Raw genomic sequence first — 17,654 nt, 5'->3', positions numbered from 1 at the left:
CCCGGTCAGTTGGGGCGGCCGACCTCGTAGGTGCCGTTGTCGTCGGTGACGGTGACGGTCACCTCCCGGAACTGGCCGTCGACGGTGACCGCGCAGGTGAAGCTGTGCCCGGCCTCGACCTTCTGGTCGCTGGGGCACTGCACGTCGCCGACCTGCCCGGCCCCGTAGGACTCGGTGAGCACCTTCGCGATGCCGGCCTGGGTGGATTCGGTGTCGAGGACCTTCCCGCCGAACATCGTCGCGGCGAGGATCCCGACGATGGCGAGCACCACGACGAGTCCGACGCCGCCGAGGATCCACGGCAACTTCGACTTCCCTGTCTGCGAGCCGTTCTGCTGCGGTGTGCCGGGCTGCTGCCAGGTGTTCGCGGGCGCTCCCCAGGGCTGCGTCCCGGCGGGCTGCTGCCCACCCCACCCGGGGCCGGGTTGTGCCGGCTGCTGACCGGGCGCACCCCACGGCTGTGCTCCCGGCTGCTGGGCCCAGCCCGGTGCCTGCCCCGGTGCCTGTTGACCGGGTGCCTGCTGTCCCCAGCCGGGCGCGGGTGGCTGCGGGGCCGGACCCCACCCCTGGTGCGGTGCACCGGTCGGCGCACCCCACGGATTCTGGTGCCCGGGGTTGGGCTGCCCGGGAGTCTGCTGCCCGGCGGGCGGCGCCCACCCGGGCTGCGGGGCGTTCCCACCCGCACCGGTGTCGGGTTGCCACGGCGACTGCCCGGCGGGTGACTGCCCCCAGCCGGTGCCGCTGCCCTGCCCCCACTGCTGCTGTTGTTGGCCGGCGGGCGGCGCCCACGGTGATCCGGGCTGCTCACCGCCCCCGGAGGTCGGGTTCGGTGCCCATGGATCCGTCGATTCCGGCGGCCTCTGCCCCGGCGAGTCCTGCGGTTCGTTCGGCCCGGTCATCGTCGTCTCCACTCACCCTTCCCGTTGTGTGCCCATACGGTAGCGTCCACCCGCCGCGCGGGCATCCACGCCTACCGGGCGTCCCGGACACCCCGCAGGGGCCGGGTCATTCGGCGGTGGGATCGACGGCGACGACCCCGCGACGCACCGCCCCGACCGCCTTGCCGGCGGTGCAGGCGAGCTCCGGATCGTCCGCGCAGGTGCGGATCTGGTCGAGCAGATCGATCAGCTGCCGACACCACCGCACGAAATCCCCGGGCGAGAGTTCCTTGCCGGCCGCCTCCGCGGCGACGAGCGCCTCGGTCAGCGACGCGGTGGACGCCCAGGTGTAGGCGGCGGTGACGAAACCCAGATCCGGTTCGCGGGTCGGGGGCAGCCGGTGCCGGATCTCGTCGGCCCGCAAGCCGTCGCAGATCCGGGTGGTCTCGGCCAGCGCGTGCCGGATCGGGCCGGTCGGCCCGACGACGGTGACCGGCTCGTCGGTGCGCGATTCGTAGATCACCGCCGAGGCGACCGCGGCGAGTTCGGCGGCGGACAGTCCCGCCCACGCGCGCCGACGCACGCATTCGGCGACCAGCAGATCCGATTCGGTGTAGATGCGGGCGAGCCTCCCCCCCGCCTCGGTGGTCGCCGGGTCGTCGCCCTCGGTGAGATAGCCGCGTTCGGTGAGCAGTGCGACGATCCGCTCGAAGGTGCGCGCCAGCGAATCCGTCGCCGCGGAGGCCTTGCGGCGCTGCTGCTGGGTTTCGCGCAGCAACCGGTGGTAGCGCTCCCCGGCCCGCGCCAGCGAATCCAGATCGGGATGCTTGCGGGCCGGGTGATGCTTGAGCTCGCGGCGCAACGCGTCGATCTCGCGGGTGTCACCCTTGGACTTGTTGCGCTTGGGACGGCGCGGCGGCACGAGGCCCTTCGACCGCAACGCCGAGGCGATGTCGCGGCGCCCGCGGCCGGTGCGGTGATCGACGTGCCGCGGCAGCCGCAGCGTGCCCAGCACCGTCGCCGGGGTCGGAAAGTTCCCGGCGGAGAGGCGACCGGACCAGGCGTCGGCGGTGACGACCTGCGGCCGCGGATCACCGGCGTCGGTGTCCGGCAGCACCACCACGGCCAGGCCGGTGTGTTTACCGGCGGGCACGGCGATGATGTCGCCGCGCCGCAGGGTCACCAGGGACGCCACCGCCGCGGCCCGGCGATCCTGCTTGCCGCGCCGCTCGTGGGCGCGTTCGGCGTCGGTCAGCTCCGCGCGCAACCGCAGATAGTCGAGGATCTCGCTGCCCTCACCGCCGAGCTGGTCGCGCAGCTGCGCGAGGGTAGCCTCGTTGCGGTCGATGCCGCGTTTGAGACCGACCACCGACTTGTCGGCCTGGAACTGGGCGAAGGACATCTCCAGCAGCGCCCGCGACCGCTCCACCCCGACGGCGTCGATGAGGTTGACCGCCATGTTGTAGGACGGGCGGAACGAACTCCGCAGCGGGAAGGTGCGGGTGGAGGCGAGCCCGGCGACCGAGGCCGGTTCGATGCCCGGCTGCCACAGCACCACCGCGTGACCCTCGACGTCGATGCCGCGCCGCCCGGCCCGGCCGGTCAGCTGCGTGTACTCGCCGGGGGTCAGCTCGGCGTGGGTGTCGCCATTGAACTTGACGAGCTTCTCGAGCACCACGGTGCGGGCCGGCATGTTGATGCCCAGCGCGAGGGTCTCGGTGGCGAACACCGCCCGCACCAGCCCGCGGACGAAGAGTTCTTCGACGGTGTGCCGGAAGGCCGGCAGCATGCCCGCGTGGTGGGCGGCGATGCCGCGTTCGAGGGCGGTGCGCCACGATGCGTAGCCGAGGACCTCGAGGTCGCCGCGCGGCAGATCCCGGGTGTGTTCGTCGACGATCCGGCGGATCTCGGCGGCTTCGGTGTCGTCGGTCAGGTGCAGACCCGAGCGCAGGCACTGCTGCACGGCGGCGTCGCAGCCGGCGCGGCTGAACACGAAGGTGATGGCCGGCAGCAGACCGTCGCGGTCGAGGCGGACGATGACCTCCGGGCGCGGCGGCGGCCGGAAACGGGGTCCGCGTTCACCCCAGCGGTCCATCCCGGACAGGCTCTGCCGTTGCCGCACCGCCGACGCCAGTTCCGGGTTGACGACGATGTCGCGGCCCCGGCGGGTCGGGGCGGTGTCGGTGTCGGCGCGGCGGTCGAACAGGTCGTAGATGCGGGAGCCGAGCATCATGTGCTGGTGCAGCGGGATGGGCCGCACCTCGTCGACGACGACGGTGGTGTCGCCGCGCACCGTGGTCATCCAGTCACCGAACTCCTCGGCGTTCGACACCGTCGCCGACAGCGACGCCAGCCGCACGTCCTCGGGCAGGTGCAGGATGACCTCTTCCCACACCGCGCCGCGGAAGCGGTCGGCGAGGAAGTGCACCTCGTCCATCACCACGTGGGTGAGGCCGATCAGGGCGGTGGACGACGCGTAGATCATGTTGCGCAGCACCTCGGTGGTCATCACCACCACCGGCGCATCGGAGTTGATGGACTGGTCGCCGGTGAGCAGACCCACCGCGTCGCGGCCGTGCCGGGCACACAGGTCGGCGTATTTCTGGTTGCTCAGCGCCTTGATCGGGGTGGTGTAGAAGCATTTGGAACCGCCTTGCAGTGCCAGATACACCGCGAACTCACCGACGACGGTCTTGCCGGCGCCGGTGGGGGCGCACACCAGCACCGAATGCCCGTTCTCGAGGGCGCGGCACGCCTCGATCTGGAACGGGTCGAGCGGGAACCCGAGGCCGGTGCCGAACTCCGCGAGCTGCGGGGTGGGGACGAGCGGCGCGGTGCCGGTCCCGTCGTCACCGGCAGGGCCGGGAGTGGGGTCGCCGGTCACAGGGTGTCGGAGTAGTCGGTGCGGGCCGGATCGGTGGGCGCTGCCGGCTCCACCGGGCTCGGGGCGGGGATCGTCGAACCCTCGTCGTCGTCGAGATCGGCCCAGCCCTCGGCGCGGGCCTTGCGGGCGCGGCGCCGGTCGGTCAGCCGGGCGATCTGGATGGCGAACTCCACGAGCAGCGTCAGCGCCAACGCCAGGGCGAGCATGGAGAACGGATCCTGGCCGGGGGTGGCGATGGCGGCGAAGACGAACACCGCCATGATCAGCCCGCGCCGCCACGCCTTGAGCTTGGCGTAGGGCAGCACCCCGACGCCGTTGAGCGCGACGATCACCAGCGGGATCTCGAAGGACACCCCGAAGATCACCAGCAGGTTGATGAGGAAGCCGAAGTATTCGGCGCCCGACAGGGCGGTGACCTGCACGTCGTTGCCGACCGTGAGCAGGAACGACAACGCGTGGGAGATCACCAGATAGGCCAGCACCGCGCCGGTGACGAACAGCGCCGCCCCGCAGGTGACGAAGCCGATCGCGTAGCGGCGTTCCTTGCGGTACAGGCCGGGGGTGACGAACGCCCACAGTTGGTACAGCCAGATCGGGCACGCCATGACGATGCCCGCCGTGGCGGCGACCTTCAGGCGCAGCATGAACTGCTCGAACGGACCGGTGGCGAGCAGACGGCACGCCCCGTCGCTGCTCAGGTCGGCGCGGACCGAGGCGGGCAGGTCGCAGTAGGGGCCGCGCAGGATCTCCCCGAGACTTTCGAGGCCGAACAGGCTGCGGCTGTACCAGACGAAACCGAGGATGGTGGTGAGCACGATCGCAGCGAGAGCGATCAGCAGACGCGTGCGCAATTCGTAGAGGTGCTCGACCAGCGACATGGTGCCGTCGGGATTGGTCTTGCGCCGGCTTCGGCGCGGATCGAACGGGATGCGCACGGTGCGGTTCTCAGCTCCTGTCGAGACCACCGGCGTGCGGGCGTGCCGGGGTCAGCGGAACGCCGGGACACCCGCGGTGGGCGCCCCGGCAGGATGAACGTCGGTCAGGCAGACCGCGGTTCGGTGTGCGTGTTCGGCGCGGCGGGATCGGTCGTCGGCTGCGCGGCCGGCAACGGATTCGGCGCCGGCTGCTGCGGCGTGGACGCCCGGGCGTCGTCGTTCTGCATCTCCTTGACCTCGCTCTTGAAGATCCGGAGCGAACGACCGAGACCGCGCGCGGCGTCGGGCAGCTTCTTCGAACCGAAGAGAATCACGACCACCAGCGCCACGATGGCCCAGTGCCAGGGGCTCATTGCACCCATTTACAACAACCTCCACTGATCGGCTCCGATCGATGCTACCGGACCTCGAGCACACACCGAGGCCTCGCGCCGGTGTATCCACCCACAATTTGCAGAGGGTTCACACAGATGTTTCACAACTCTCGCCGTCAGGGTGTCGGCCCCGCACCGCGGCTCGCGTTCTCCCCGTCGAGCTCGGCGTAGGCCGCCAGCGCCGCCTCGGCCCGCGCCCGCACCGCCGCCCGCAACTCGGGAGGGTCGAGCACCTGCACCCCGGCGCCGAGACCGACGAGCAACCGCGCCATCCACCCCGGCGACGCGTACCGCATCGACGCCTCACAACTGCCGTCGGGCAGCACCTGCACGTCGGTGAGCGGGTAGTAGTCGAGCAGCCAGGTGTACGAGGGGGCGATGCGCAACCGCGCGGCGGGCAGCGACGGGTCGCCCTCGAACAGTTCGAGGTGCTCGTCGTCGGTGATCGCCCGGTGCGGCGGTCGCGCCGGCTCGTCGAGCACGGTGGCGGCGTCGATGCGGTCGAAGCGGAACAGCCGCACCCCCTCGGCGCTGCGGCACCAGGCCTGCAGGTAGGCGTGTTCGTCGATGATGACGATGCGGATCGGGTCGACGTCGCGTTCGGAGACGGTGTCGCGGGAGGCCGAATAGTAGGTCAGGTGCACGGCCCGCCCGTCGCGCACCGCGGCCCGCACCTGTCCGGCGGCATCCGAGTCCCCGGCCGCCTCCGGATCCGGCTCGACAGTCGCCGCGGTGGCGGTGTCAGTGGTGGTGTCGGCGGGCAGCGCGGCGGTCCCGGCGGCCGCCTCGATCTTCGCGATCGCCGACTGCGCCGCGGACGGGTCGACGACACCGGGCATCTCCTGCAGTGACCGCAGCGCCACGAGCAGCGCGGTGGCCTCGGTGGAGGTCAACCGCAGGGGGCGTTCGATGCCGGCGGTGAAGGTCACCACGATGCTGTCCTCGGAGAACGACAGGTCGATCAGGTCGCCGGGCCCGTAGCCGGGCAGCCCGCACACCCACAGCTGGTTCAGATCGTCCATCACCTGCTTCGGGGTGACCCCGAGATCGCGGGCGGCCTCGGCCGCGCTGATCCCCGGGTGCGCCAGGAAGTAGGGCACGAGATTGAGCAGTCGTCCCAGTCGCGCCGACAGTCGTGTGCTCATCGCTCCTCCTCCCCCGCATCCGTGGTTGCCTGTTCGAGGATGCGGTGCACCTCGGCCCGCAACTCCGGTGGGTCGAGCACCAACGCGTCCGCGCCCTGCCCGGCGACGATCCGGGCGATCCATTCCCACGAGCGCACCGGCACCTCGAGTTCCACCCCGTCGCGGTCGCCGATCCGCCGGGCCGCGCCGGCCTGTCCGAGCCGGCGCAGCTCCCAGGCGCGCCCGTCGGCCACCCACAGCCGCGCCGATCCGCTGACCTCCGCCGGGGAGGTCGCGGCGAGCACGCGCCCCCGCAGATCCACGCCCTCCGGGATCTGCACCGCCCCCTCGGGGCCGATCGCGGTGATCTCGTCGCCGATGCGCGAGAGCCGGAAGGTGCGCACCGCGTCGCGGTCGCGGTCGTGTCCGACGAGATACCAGCGGCCGTGCACGGTGACCACACCCCACGGTTCGACGGTGCGCGTCGACCACGGCTCGGTGGGGGAACTGCGGTGGGTGAACCGCACCGCGCGGCGCGCATCGATCGCGGCGAGCAACGCCGTCAACGCCGGCTCGGAACCGCGGGCGCGCGGCGGCAGCGGCGCCACCACTTCCCCACCGTCGGAGTCGACACGGATCCCGGCGGCACGCAGCTTGAGCACCGCGCCCTGCGCGGCGGCGGTCAGCTCCGGCGATTCCCACAGCGCCGCGGCGACGGCCACGGCGGCGGTCTCCTCGCGGGTGAGGTCGATCTCGGGCAGTTCGTAGGCGTCGCGGTTGATGCGGTAGCCCTCCACCGTCGACGACCGCGACGGCCGGCCCGTCTCGAGGGGCACCCCGAGATCGCGCAGTTCGTTCTTGTCCCGCTCGAACATGCGGCTGAACGCCTCGTCGCTCGCGCATTCGGAGTAGCCGGCCACCGAGGCACGGATCTTCTCCGCGGTCACAAACTGTCGGGTGGACAGCAGCGCGATGACCAGGTTCACCAGCCGTTCGACTTTCGAGATCGCCACGCGCCAACCCTAGTGCCCGCACGCCGCCGGCACCGCATCACCGTCCATCGGATCGGACCGTCCGGTCCGATCCGACGGCCAGCGGTACTCACATGGAGGCGATGAGCCGTTCGACGCGTTCGTCCACCGACCGGAACGGGTCCTTGCACAACACGGTGCGCTGCGCCTGATCGTTGAGCTTCAGATGCACCCAGTCGACGGTGAAATCGCGGCCCGCGGCCTGCGCGGCGGCGATGAAATCCCCGCGCAGCTTCGCCCGGGTGGTCTGCGGTGGGGTGTTCACCGCCGCGTCGACGGACTCGTCGTCGGTCGCCCGCGCCGCCAGACCCTTGCGCTGCAGCAGGTCGAACACACCGCGGCCGCGTTTGATGTCGTGATAGGCCAGGTCGAGCTGCGCGATCTTCGGATCCGACAGCTCCATGTTGTAGCGGTCCTGGTAGCGCTGGAACAGCTTGCGCTTGATCACCCAGTCGATCTCGGTGTCGACCTTCGCGAAGTCCTGCGATTCGACGGCGTCGAGGACGCGGCCCCACAGGTCCACCACCTGCGCGACGTGCGGGTCGGGTTCGCGCTGGTGCAGATATTCCACCGCCCGCGCGTGGTATTCGCGCTGGATGTCCAGCGCGCTGGCCTGCCGGCCGCCGGCCAGGCGCACCGGGCGTCGGCCCGTCAGGTCGTGGGAGACCTCGCGGATGGCGCGGATCGGGTTGTCGAGCGCGAAGTCCCGGAACGGCACCCCGGCCTCGATCATCTCGAGCACCAGCGCCGCCGACCCCACCTTGAGCATGGTGGTGGTCTCGGACATGTTCGAGTCCCCGACGATCACGTGCAGGCGCCGGTACTTCTCGGCGTCGGCGTGCGGCTCGTCGCGGGTGTTGATGATCGGCCGCGACCGGGTGGTCGCCGACGAGACACCCTCCCAGATGTGCTCGGCGCGTTGCGACAGGCAGAAGGTGGCGGCCTTGGGGGTCTGCAGCACCTTCCCGGCGCCGCAGATCAACTGGCGGGTCACCAGGAACGGCAGCAGCACATCGGAGATGCGGGAGAACTCGCCGACACGGGCGACGAGATAGTTCTCGTGGCAGCCGTAGGAGTTGCCCGCCGAGTCGGTGTTGTTCTTGAACAGGAAGATGTCGCCGCCGATGCCCTCCTCGGCGAGACGCTGCTCGGCGTCGATGAGCAGTTCCTCGAGGACCCGCTCACCGGCATGATCGTGCTCGACGAGCTGGAGCAGGTCGTCGCACTCGGCGGTGGCGTACTCGGGGTGCGAACCGACATCGAGATACAGTCGCGCCCCGTTCCGCAGGAAGACGTTCGAACTGCGCCCCCAGGACACCACCCGGCGGAACAGATAGCGGGCCACCTCGTCGGGGCTCAACCGACGATGCCCGTGGAAGGTACACGTGACGCCGAACTCCGTCTCGATACCCATGATTCGTCGCTGCACACCTCGACAGTACCGCGCGAACCCGACCCCCATGGGTCGCAACGACATCTACGGTCGAGGTGTGATCGTTCCCGAGCGTTACCGCACCGCCGACCGGGCCCTGTTCGAGCGCACCGGGGCGCTGCGCGCGTCCCCCGCCGACCCGCTGCTGCGCGATCTCGGGCGGGCCGCCAACCACAGTGTGCTGTGGGTGGCGTGCGCCGCGGTGTGCGCCGCTGTCGGTGGTCACGCCCGCCGCGGTGCGGTGCGGGGTCTGCTGTCGGTGGCCGGGGCCAGCGCCCTGACCAACGGGCTGCTCAAACCGCTGTTGCCGCGCCGCCGGCCCCCGGCGCGCACCGACCCGAAGTTTCGGCGCCGCAGTGTGCCGATCCCCCGCTCGTCGTCGTTCCCGTCCGGGCACGCCGCGTCGGCGGCGGCGTTCGCGACCGGGGTGGCGCTCGAATCCCCTGCGGCCGGGGCGGTCCTGGCGCCGCTGGCCGCGGCGGTGGCCTATTCGCGGGTGCACACCGGCGTGCACTGGCCCGGCGACGTCGTCGTCGGCGCCGCCGTGGGGGCGACGGTGGCGTGGTCGACGCGCCGCTGGTGGGCGGTGCGCAGCCGCGAACCGGCGACCGTGCAGGTCGCGGCCGCCGCGCCCGCCCTGCCCGGCGGCGACGGGATGCTGTTGGTGGTCAACCGCGACGCCGGGACCGCCGAGGAGATCGCCGCGGCGGTCACCGCCGCGCTGCCGGGGGTGCGGCGCGTCGATCTGGATCCCGACGGCGATCCGGCGGAGCAGCTGGAACGTCTGCTGACCGAACATCGGCCGCAGGCGGTGGGGGTGTGCGGCGGGGACGGCACGGTCGCGGCGGTGCTCGACGTCGCCGTCGACGCGCGGCTGCCGGTGGCGGTGTTCCCCGGCGGCACCCTCAACCATTTCGCGCTCGACCTCGGCGTGGTGGACCTGGAGGAGACGGTGCGGGCGGTCACCGCCGGGCAGGCGGTGGCCGTCGGGCTCGGTCAGGTCACGGTGACCGGGCCGGACGGGCGCACGGTGCGGCGGTTCGTCAACACCGCCAGCCTCGGCGGCTATCCGGATGCGGTGCGGTTGCGGGAGCACTGGGAACCGCGGATCGGCAAGTGGCCGGCGGCGGGCCTGGCGATGCTCGCGGTGCTGCGCACGGCGAGCCCGATGCCCGTGCGGATCGACGGGGCGGGGCGGGCGGTGTGGTTGCTGTTCGTCGGCAACGGCCACTACACCCCGGCGGATCAGGTGCCGATGTCCCGCGCCCATCTGGATCGGGGCACCCTCGACGTGCGGTATCTGCCCGCGGAGAGTCGGTTCTCGCGGCTACGCCTGCTGCTCGCTGCGGCGACCGGCACCCTCGGCGCGTCACCGATGTATCGGCAGCGGCACATCCCGGGCCTGTCGGTGGAGGTCATCGGGGATCCGGTGGCGTTGGCCACCGACGGGGAGGTCCTCGCCGACGGCACCGGTTTCGACTTCGAGGTGGTGCCGTCGGCGTTGACGGTCTATCGGCTCGCGGCGGATCAGCCCGCGTCGGGACCGGACCCGGTCTCCGAGCCGGTCGCGGTCTCGGACCCCGACTCCGGGGCCGGACCGGCGGGCGCCTCCGACGGCGCCGCCTGAGCAGACCCGGTGCTGGGCAGCAGCGCGTCGAGCGCCACCCCCGAGATACGCCGGAAGGCGCGGCGCGGCCGCTGCTTCTCGAGCACCGCGACCTCGAGTTCCCCGCGGCCGAGCACCCGCGGTGCCGCATCGGCGGTGGCGGGCTGCTGCAGCGCGGTCACCGCCACGGCGACCGCCTCGTCGAGCGGCAGACCCGCCGTGTACGACGAGCGCAGCGCGGTGACGATCGGTTCGGTGTTGCCGCCCATCACCACGAACTGCGGTTCGTCGACGATCGACCCGTCGTAGGTGATGCGGTACAGCTGCGGGCCGTCCTCGGTGTCGGCGCGCCCGACCTCGGCGACGCAGATCTCCACCTCGTACGGCTTGGGCTGCTCGGTGAAGATCGTGCCGAGGGTCTGCGCGTAGGCGTTCGCCAGCGCCCGCCCGGTCACGTCCCGCCGGTCGTAGGAGTAGCCGCGCATGTCGGCGTGCATGATCCCGGCGCGCCGCAGATTCTCGAACTCGTTGTACTTGCCGACGGCGGCGAAACCGACCCGGTCGTACAGTTCGCTGATCTTGTGCAGCGCCTTCGACGGATTCTCCGCCACCAGCAGCACACCGTCGGCGTAGGTCAACGCGATCACCGACCGGCCCCGGGCGATGCCCTTACGGGCCAGCTCCGAGCGATCGCGCATGATCTGCTCGGCGGACGCATAGTACGGAAGTGTCACCGGGCATCTCCTGCGGTGCGGTCGGCCACGATGGTGCGGGCCAGCTCGGACAGGGTTTCCTCCGCGACGGCCACGGCCCCGGCCGCGGTAATCACCACCGCCGTCGGGTAGATCCCGCGGGTGGTGTCGGGACCACCGGTGGCGGTGTCGTCGTCGGCCGCGTCGTACAGCGCCTCGACGGCGCTGCGCAGCGCGCTCTGCTCGTCGGCGTCGGCGCGGTAGAGCTTCTTGAGCGACGAGCGGGCGAACAACGATCCGGAGCCGACCGCGTGGTAGCCGGCGCGCTCTTCGTAGCGGCCCCCGACCACGTCGTAGGACACGATCCGCCCGGCGCGGTGCGCATCGGACGCGTCGAGGTCGAAACCGACCAGCAACGGCACCACGGCCAGGCCCTGCATGGCCGCACCGAGATTGCCGCGCACCATCGACGAGAGCCGATTGGCCTTGCCGTCGAAGGTCAGCGGCACACCTTCGATCTTCTCGTAGTGCTCGAGTTCGACCGCGAACAGTCGCACGAGCTCGATCGCCAGGCCCGCGGTGCCGGCGATGCCGGCCGCCGAATAGTTGTCGGTGATGAACACCTTGTCGACGTCGCGGGAGGCGATCAGGTTGCCCATGGTCGCGCGCCGGTCGCCGGCGATGAGCACACCCCCGTCGAAGGTCAGCGCCACGATGGTGGTGCCGTGCGGGGCGAGGTCCACGTGGTCACCTCGTTCGAACCGGAACCGGTTCTCCGGCAGCATCTCCGGGGCGTGCATCCGCAGGTGGTCGGAGAACGACGACAAGGGCGACGCGAGGTGCAGCTTCGGCTGCACCTCGCGGTAGGGAAGAGAGGATCGTTCGGCTGTCACTGGCCACCTTTCTGCACATATGCCCGCACGAAGTCCTCCGCGTTCTCCTCGAGCACGTCGTCGATCTCGTCGAGAAGATCGTCGGTGTCCGAGGCGAGCTTCTCGCGACGCTCCTGACCGGCACCGCCGTCACCGACGACCTCGTCGTCGTCTCCGCCGCCACCGCGTGTGGTCTGCTCCTGTGCCATAGCCGCCGACCTCCTCCTGTACTCGGCGCGGAACCGTCACCGGTCGACGATCGGTGTGGTCACCGCTGCTTCGAACTCCTACCCTACCCAGCGAAGCGGTCCACCGGTGGCGACACGCGTACTCGCGACCTGTGATCCGGCCACCGCACCCCTGCCGGGCGGGTGGTCAGTGGGTGAGCTGATCGACCAACTCCGCCGCCGACTGCGCCGTCTCGAGCAGCTCCCCGACATGCGCGCGGCTGCCACGCAGTGGTTCGAGCGTCGGGATGCGCACCAGCGACTCGCGACCGAGATCGAAGATCACCGAATCCCAGCTCGCCGCCGCGATATCGGCACCGAAACGGCGCAGGCACTCGCCGCGGAAGTAGGCGCGGGTGTCCGACGGCGGGGTGTGCACCGCATCGAGGACCTGCTGCTCGGACACCAGCCGCTGCATCGACCCGCGGGCCACGAGCCGGTTGTACAGGCCCTTGTCCAGGCGCACATCCGAGTACTGCAGGTCGACCATGTGCAGGCGCGGCGCCGACCAGGACAGCCCCTCGCGGTTACGGAAGCCCTCGAGCAACCGCAGCTTCGCGGGCCAGTCCAGCAGGTCGGCGCATTCCATCGGGTCGCGTTCGAGCAGGTCGAGCACCATCGCCCACTTGTCGAGGATGTCGAGGATCCGCTTGTCCTCGGTGCCGTCGTGGAACTTCGCGACCCGCTCGTGGTAGATCCGCTGCAGCGCCAGGCCCGTCAGCTCCCGGCCGTCGGCGAGCGCGACGGTCTTGCGCAGCGACGGGTCGTGGCTGATGTGGTGCACCGCGGTGACCGGGCGGGCGAGCTGCAGATCGGACAGGTCGATGCCGGCCTCGATCAGGTCGAGCACCAGCGCGGTGGTGCCGACCTTGAGGTAGGTGGACATCTCCGCCAGATTCGCGTCGCCGATGATCACGTGCAGGCGCCGGTACTTGTCGGCGTCGGCGTGTGGTTCGTCGCGGGTGTTGATGATGCCGCGCTTGAGGGTGGTCTCGAGACCGACCTCGACCTCGATGTAGTCGGCGCGCTGCGAGAGCTGGAAACCGGGCTCGTCACCGGACTGGCCGATGCCGACGCGCCCGGAGCCGGTGATGACCTGCCGGGAGACGAAGAACGGGGTCAGGCCCGCGACCACCGCGGAGAACGGGGTCTCGCGGTCCATCAGGTAGTTCTCGTGGGTGCCGTAGGAGGCGCCCTTGCCGTCGACGTTGTTCTTGTACAGCTGCAGTCGGGGTGCGCCGGGCACACTCGAGGCGTGCCGGGCGGCGGCCTCCATCACCCGTTCCCCGGCCTTGTCCCAGATCACCGCGTCGAGGGGGTCGGCGACCTCCGGGGCGGAGTATTCGGGGTGGGCGTGGTCGACGTACAGGCGCGCCCCGTTGGTGAGGATCATGTTCGCGGCACCGACCTCGTCGGCGTCGATGACCGGGGCCGGGCCGTTGAACCGGCCCAGATCGAAGCCCCGCGCGTCGCGCAGGGGCGATTCGACCTCGTAGTCCCAGCGGGTGCGCCGCGCGCGCGGCACCCCTTCGGCGGCCGCGTAGGCCAGCACCGCCTGCGTGGAGGTCAGGATCGGGTTCGCCGATGGCTCGTTGGGTGAGGAGATCCCGTACTCGACCTCGATACCGATGATCCGCTGCATGCCCTCGAGCCTAGGCGATCCGGACGCTCACGGTCGTGAACAGCCCCGCCACCGGTCAGCGGTGCGCCTTGGGGGTGCAGTCCAGATAGCCGTGCGCCCCGATCGCCTGCAGCGCCACCCGCACCGGCAGCGGCGCCCAACTCGCCTGCCGGTCGGTCCCGAGCCGCGGGTCGCGCACCGGGATGGCCCTGCCCCGGGTGTGCACCACCGCCTCACCGGCGGCGCACACGTTGCGCACCCAGTCGGTGTCGGCGCCGTAGGTCAACGCGATCCGCAGATCGTCGCCGACACCGAACAGCAGCACCGGGGTGCGGAATACCCGGCCCGAGCGGCGCCCGCGATGTTCGACCACCGCGGTGCCCGGTAGCAGCTGCGCGAAGGGTGTGGTGACCCGGTTGGTGACGATCTTGTTGAACCGGGCCATGGTGCGCGGCAACGGCACGGTCGGTCCTCCCCCTGGATAGGCCGCGACGGCCGGACCTTCCGGAGGAGGGAAGGCCCGGCCGTCGCGGGTGGATTCCTACAGGTACTGGCCGGTGTTCGACTCGGTGTCGATCGCGCGGCTCGCGCTGGCGTTCTTGCCGGTGACCAGGGTGCGGATGTACACGATCCGCTCGCCCTTCTTCCCTGAGATCCGGGCCCAGTCGTCCGGATTCGTGGTGTTGGGCAGGTCCTCGTTCTCGGCGAACTCGTCGACGATCGAATCGAGCAGGTGCTGCACCCGCAGACCGGGCGCCCCGGTCTCGAGCACCGACTTGATCGCGTACTTCTTCGCCCGGTCGACGATGTTCTGGATCATCGCGCCGGAGTTGAAGTCCTTGAAGTACAGGACCTCCTTGTCGCCGTTGGCGTAGGTGACCTCGAGGAACCGGTTGTCCTCGGACTCGGCGTACATCCGCTCGACGACCCGCTCGATCATCGCCCGCACACACGCGACCCGATCGCCGCCGAACTCGGCGAGATCATCGGCGTGCACCGGCAGGCTCTCGGTCAGGTACTTCGAGAAGATGTCCTGCGCGGCCTCCGCGTCCGGACGCTCGATCTTGATCTTCACGTCGAGGCGGCCGGGCCGCAGGATCGCCGGGTCGATCATGTCCTCACGGTTCGACGCACCGATGACGATGACGTTCTCGAGCCCCTCGACACCGTCGATCTCGGCGAGCAGCTGCGGCACCACCGTGGTCTCCACATCGGAGGACACACCCGAGCCGCGGGTACGGAAGATCGAGTCCATCTCGTCGAAGAACACGATCACCGGGGTGCCCTCGGATGCCTTCTCCCGGGCCCGCTGGAAGATCAACCGGATGTGCCGCTCGGTCTCACCGACGAACTTGTTCAGCAGCTCCGGGCCCTTGATGTTGAGGAAGAACGACTTCGCTTCCTTCGAATCGTCGCCGCGGGCCTCGGCGATCTTCTTCGCCAGCGAGTTCGCGACCGCCTTCGCGATCAGGGTCTTACCGCAGCCGGGCGGGCCGTACAGCAGCACACCCTTCGGCGGGCGCAGCGAGTACTCGCGGAACAGGTCCTTGTGCAGGAACGGCAACTCCACCGCGTCGCGGATCTGCTCGATCTGCCGACCCAGGCCACCGATGTCGTTGTAGCCGACGTCCGGGACCTCCTCGAGCACGAGATCCTCGACCTCGGCCTTGGGGATCCGTTCGAAGGCGTAACCGGCCTTGCTGTCGACCAGCAACGAATCACCCGGGCGCAGCGTGAACGAGTTCTCGTCGTCGACGAGCACATCGGTCCTGTCGTCGGCGGCGGCCGCGGCGAGCGGGGCCGCCAGCCACACGATGCGTTCCTCGTCGGCGTGCCCGACCACCAGCGCGCGGGTGCCGTCGTCGAGCACCTCCCGCAGGGTGGTGATCTCGCCGACGCGTTCGAAACCACCGACCTCCACGACGGTCAACGCCTCGTTCAGCCGCACCGTCTGGCCGGGCCGGAAGGTGTCGAGTTCGAGATTCGGGGACACCGCGACCCGCATCTTGCGGCCCGAGGTGAACACGTCGACGGTCTGATCGTCGAACGTCTCGAGCAGCACCCCGTAGCCGCTCGGCGGCTGGGCCAGCCGGTCGACTTCCTCGCGCAGCGTGATCAGCTGCTGGCGCGCATCCTTGAGGGTCTCGAGCAGTTTGCCGTTGCGGACCGTGAGGGACTCGAGCCGGGCTTCGAGGTCGCGTACCTGATCGGACGGTTCGCCGAGCCGACGACGCAAGGTCGCCACCTCTGCGCGCAACTCTTCGATTTCGCGTGCCGCCGCAACCGCATCCGGCTTCTCTGACGAGCTCATAGCGACTCCCTCCACTGTCGGTCATTCCACGCTACCGGGACATCGCCCCACATGGGGGAGGACACGAAACAGTCGTGTTCCGAACATGTGTCGCGTGTGGGACGCGCCATGGCGGCGCACTCCCGACACGCTGTTAGGCTCCCCTAAATACCGTGCGTCGACCGTTTCTCTCGAAAGGTACTCCTCCGTGACCCCACGTCCAGTTCACACACTCTGCGCCGCCACCGCGATCGCCGCCCTCACCGCCCTGACCGGCTGCAGCTCCGACGACGCCGGTGACGACACCGCCGCCACGACCAGCGCCACGACCATCACGACCAGCACCACCGTGACCGCCGCGGTCACCGTCGAACAGCTGCAGGAACAGATCGACGTGTTCTTCGACCCGGCCGCCACCACCGAGGACCGCGCCGCGGTCGTCGAGAACGGCACCGCGCGCACCGCCGTGCTCGACCAGTTCACCGGCGTGCTCGCCGGCTACCCGCTCACCGGCACCGTCGGCGAGATCACCACCGTCGACGCCGACACCGTCACCGCGACCACCGAGGTCGCCGGCCCGCACGGCGGCGCCCCGATGCCGCTGACCTTCGAGCAGATCGACGGCACCTGGGTCATCGCCGACGAGAGCGCCTGCTCGATCCTGGCCATGGGCACGCTCAGCTGCGAATGACCCCCGCCGGTCGGCGTCGGCTCAGCCCTTGCTGGGCCGACGCTGCGGCTTCGGGGTCTCCACCCCGTCCTGCAGCCGGCGCGCACTGACCAGGAACGCCGTGTGCCCCTGCATCCGATGCTCCGGACGCACCGCCAGACCCACCACGTGCCACCCGCGCACCATCGACTCCCACGAACGCGGCTCGGTCCAGCAGGTCTGCTCCCGCATCGCCTCGACCACCCGCGACAGCTGCGTCGTCGTCGCCACGTAGACGATGAGCACCCCACCGGGCACCAGCGCCTTCTTCACCGTCTCGAGCACATCCCAGGGGGCGAGCATGTCCAGCACCACCCGGTCGACGCGGCCGTACTTCTCGACGTCGTAGTCCGCCAGATCCCCGAGCACCGTCGTCCAGTTCGCCGGGCGCTCCCCGAAGAAGGTGTCGACATTGCGCTCGGCGTATTCGAGATGATCCTCGCGCACCTCGTAGGAGATCACCCGACCGTTCTCCCCGACCGCGCGCAGCAGCGAACAGGTCAGCGCACCGGAGCCGGCGCCGGCCTCGAGCACCGTCGCGCCGGGGAAGATGTCGCCCTCCTGCACGATCTGCGCGGCGTCCTTCGGGTAGATCACCTGCGCGCCGCGCGGCATCGACATCACGTAGTCGACGAGCAGCGGACGCAACGCCAGATAGGGGGTGCCGTTGGTGGAGGTGACCACCACACCCTCGTCGGTGCCGATCAGATCGTCGTGCAGGATCCCGCCGCGGTGGGTGTGGAACTCCTTGCCCGGTTCGAGCACCACGGTGTACTTGCGGCCCTTGGCGTCGGTCAACTGCACCCGGTCCCCCACCTGGAAGGGTCCGCTGCGCCCGAGTCCGCCTACTGCCATCGCCGTGTCCACCTTCGTTCCAGCCCCGCACCCGGGATCGGGCACGCGGGTCCGGCACCGTGTCGGACCCGCGTCCTAGCCTGCCAGGTGTGACCACAGCTGCGCCCACACCCCCCACCGACAC

16 protein-coding genes are annotated in these 17,654 nt (G+C 70.5%); 2 read left to right on the top strand and 14 right to left on the bottom strand.

Annotation, left to right across the window (positions count from 1 at the left end):
• Positions 1–5: 5 nt before the first annotated feature.
• The 7 genes from B9C99_RS26300 to pafA all read right to left on the bottom strand — a co-directional run bounded on the left by B9C99_RS26300 (position 6) and on the right by pafA (position 8,655).
• On the bottom strand, positions 6–899 hold the full coding sequence (locus B9C99_RS26300) for a DUF4333 domain-containing protein (protein WP_202399793.1): 894 nt from the start codon (positions 897–899) through the stop codon (positions 6–8).
• Positions 900–1,005: 106 nt separating this feature from the next.
• A complete protein-coding gene (locus tag B9C99_RS22710; protein ID WP_088899428.1) occupies positions 1,006–3,762 on the bottom strand; it encodes a DEAD/DEAH box helicase in 2,757 nt (918 codons plus the stop codon).
• Entirely contained in the window at positions 3,759–4,697 is a 939-nt protein-coding gene (gene tatC / locus B9C99_RS22705; RefSeq protein ID WP_088899427.1) for a twin-arginine translocase subunit TatC, read from the bottom strand. The genes B9C99_RS22710 and tatC overlap by 4 nt, the downstream gene beginning before the upstream one ends.
• Before the next feature lie 104 nt (positions 4,698–4,801).
• Positions 4,802–5,050 carry a Sec-independent protein translocase subunit TatA gene (gene tatA, locus B9C99_RS22700; RefSeq protein WP_324256238.1) on the bottom strand — a complete coding sequence of 83 codons (249 nt, stop codon included), beginning with the start codon at positions 5,048–5,050 and terminating at the stop codon, positions 4,802–4,804.
• Positions 5,051–5,187: 137 nt separating this feature from the next.
• Positions 5,188–6,216, bottom strand: a complete 1,029-nt coding sequence (locus tag B9C99_RS22695) for a YafY family protein (protein WP_016695542.1) — start codon at positions 6,214–6,216, stop codon at positions 5,188–5,190.
• Positions 6,213–7,208: a YafY family protein gene (locus B9C99_RS22690; protein WP_016695543.1), complete on the bottom strand. Its 996-nt coding sequence runs from the start codon at positions 7,206–7,208 to the stop codon at positions 6,213–6,215. The genes B9C99_RS22695 and B9C99_RS22690 overlap by 4 nt, the downstream gene beginning before the upstream one ends.
• Positions 7,209–7,296: 88 nt before the next feature.
• On the bottom strand, positions 7,297–8,655 hold the full coding sequence (pafA, locus tag B9C99_RS22685; RefSeq protein ID WP_026061779.1) for a Pup--protein ligase: 1,359 nt from the start codon (positions 8,653–8,655) through the stop codon (positions 7,297–7,299).
• 61 nt (positions 8,656–8,716) lie between these two features.
• Between pafA and B9C99_RS22680 the strand changes: the two genes are divergently transcribed.
• Complete coding sequence (locus tag B9C99_RS22680) at positions 8,717–10,285, top strand: bifunctional phosphatase PAP2/diacylglycerol kinase family protein (RefSeq protein ID WP_026061780.1); 1,569 nt, start codon at positions 8,717–8,719, stop codon at positions 10,283–10,285.
• Here B9C99_RS22680 and prcA read toward each other — a convergent pair.
• The 6 genes from prcA to arc all read right to left on the bottom strand — a co-directional run bounded on the left by prcA (position 10,186) and on the right by arc (position 15,987).
• Complete coding sequence (gene prcA, locus B9C99_RS22675) at positions 10,186–10,998, bottom strand: proteasome subunit alpha (RefSeq protein ID WP_088899426.1); 813 nt, start codon at positions 10,996–10,998, stop codon at positions 10,186–10,188. The two genes, B9C99_RS22680 and prcA, sit on opposite strands and share 100 nt — an antisense overlap.
• Positions 10,995–11,756 (bottom strand): proteasome subunit beta, encoded by a 762-nt coding sequence (prcB, locus tag B9C99_RS22670; protein ID WP_228045135.1) that lies wholly within the window; start codon positions 11,754–11,756, stop codon positions 10,995–10,997. The genes prcA and prcB overlap by 4 nt, the downstream gene beginning before the upstream one ends.
• 89 nt (positions 11,757–11,845) lie before the next feature.
• A complete protein-coding gene (locus B9C99_RS22665) occupies positions 11,846–12,037 on the bottom strand; it encodes a ubiquitin-like protein Pup (protein ID WP_006552173.1) in 192 nt (63 codons plus the stop codon).
• A gap of 166 nt (positions 12,038–12,203) precedes the next feature.
• A complete protein-coding gene (dop, locus tag B9C99_RS22660) occupies positions 12,204–13,697 on the bottom strand; it encodes a depupylase/deamidase Dop (RefSeq protein WP_006552172.1) in 1,494 nt (497 codons plus the stop codon).
• A gap of 55 nt (positions 13,698–13,752) precedes the next feature.
• The gene (locus B9C99_RS22655; RefSeq protein WP_088899425.1) at positions 13,753–14,139 is read right to left on the bottom strand and encodes a nitroreductase family deazaflavin-dependent oxidoreductase; all 387 of its coding nucleotides are present in this window, start codon (positions 14,137–14,139) and stop codon (positions 13,753–13,755) included.
• A gap of 78 nt (positions 14,140–14,217) precedes the next feature.
• Positions 14,218–15,987 (bottom strand): proteasome ATPase, encoded by a 1,770-nt coding sequence (gene arc / locus B9C99_RS22650; RefSeq protein ID WP_026060876.1) that lies wholly within the window; start codon positions 15,985–15,987, stop codon positions 14,218–14,220.
• 187 nt (positions 15,988–16,174) lie between these two features.
• Here arc and B9C99_RS22645 point away from each other — a divergent pair, with 187 nt between their 5' ends.
• Complete coding sequence (locus B9C99_RS22645) at positions 16,175–16,657, top strand: hypothetical protein (protein WP_088899424.1); 483 nt, start codon at positions 16,175–16,177, stop codon at positions 16,655–16,657.
• A 21-nt stretch (positions 16,658–16,678) separates the two neighbouring features.
• On the opposite strand, the gene B9C99_RS22640 is transcribed toward B9C99_RS22645, so the two are convergent.
• Positions 16,679–17,530, bottom strand: coding sequence for a tRNA (adenine-N1)-methyltransferase (locus tag B9C99_RS22640; RefSeq protein WP_016690821.1), 852 nt, complete (start codon positions 17,528–17,530; stop codon positions 16,679–16,681).
• Positions 17,531–17,654 lie beyond the last annotated feature (124 nt).

It is taken from the genome of Rhodococcus sp. BUPNP1, assembly GCF_002215235.1.
GTDB lineage: Bacteria > Actinomycetota > Actinomycetes > Mycobacteriales > Mycobacteriaceae > Rhodococcus.
This window is presented reverse-complemented; position numbering and strand designations above follow the sequence as displayed.

Bases quoted from the DNA above. Each gene is read 5' to 3' on its own strand.
- B9C99_RS26300 (WP_202399793.1), bottom strand. From the start codon at position 899: ATGACCGGGCCGAACGAACCGCAGGACTCGCCGGGGCAGAGGCCGCCG.
- tatA (WP_324256238.1), bottom strand. From the start codon at position 5,050: ATGAGCCCCTGGCACTGGGCCATCGTGGCGCTGGTGGTCGTGATTCTC.
- B9C99_RS22695 (WP_016695542.1), bottom strand. From the start codon at position 6,216: ATGAGCACACGACTGTCGGCGCGACTGGGACGACTGCTCAATCTCGTG.
- prcB (WP_228045135.1), bottom strand. From the start codon at position 11,756: ATGCACGCCCCGGAGATGCTGCCGGAGAACCGGTTCCGGTTCGAACGA.
- B9C99_RS22665 (WP_006552173.1), bottom strand. From the start codon at position 12,037: ATGGCACAGGAGCAGACCACACGCGGTGGCGGCGGAGACGACGACGAG.
- dop (WP_006552172.1), bottom strand. From the start codon at position 13,697: ATGCAGCGGATCATCGGTATCGAGGTCGAGTACGGGATCTCCTCACCC.
- arc (WP_026060876.1), bottom strand. From the start codon at position 15,987: ATGAGCTCGTCAGAGAAGCCGGATGCGGTTGCGGCGGCACGCGAAATC.
- B9C99_RS22640 (WP_016690821.1), bottom strand. From the start codon at position 17,530: ATGGCAGTAGGCGGACTCGGGCGCAGCGGACCCTTCCAGGTGGGGGAC.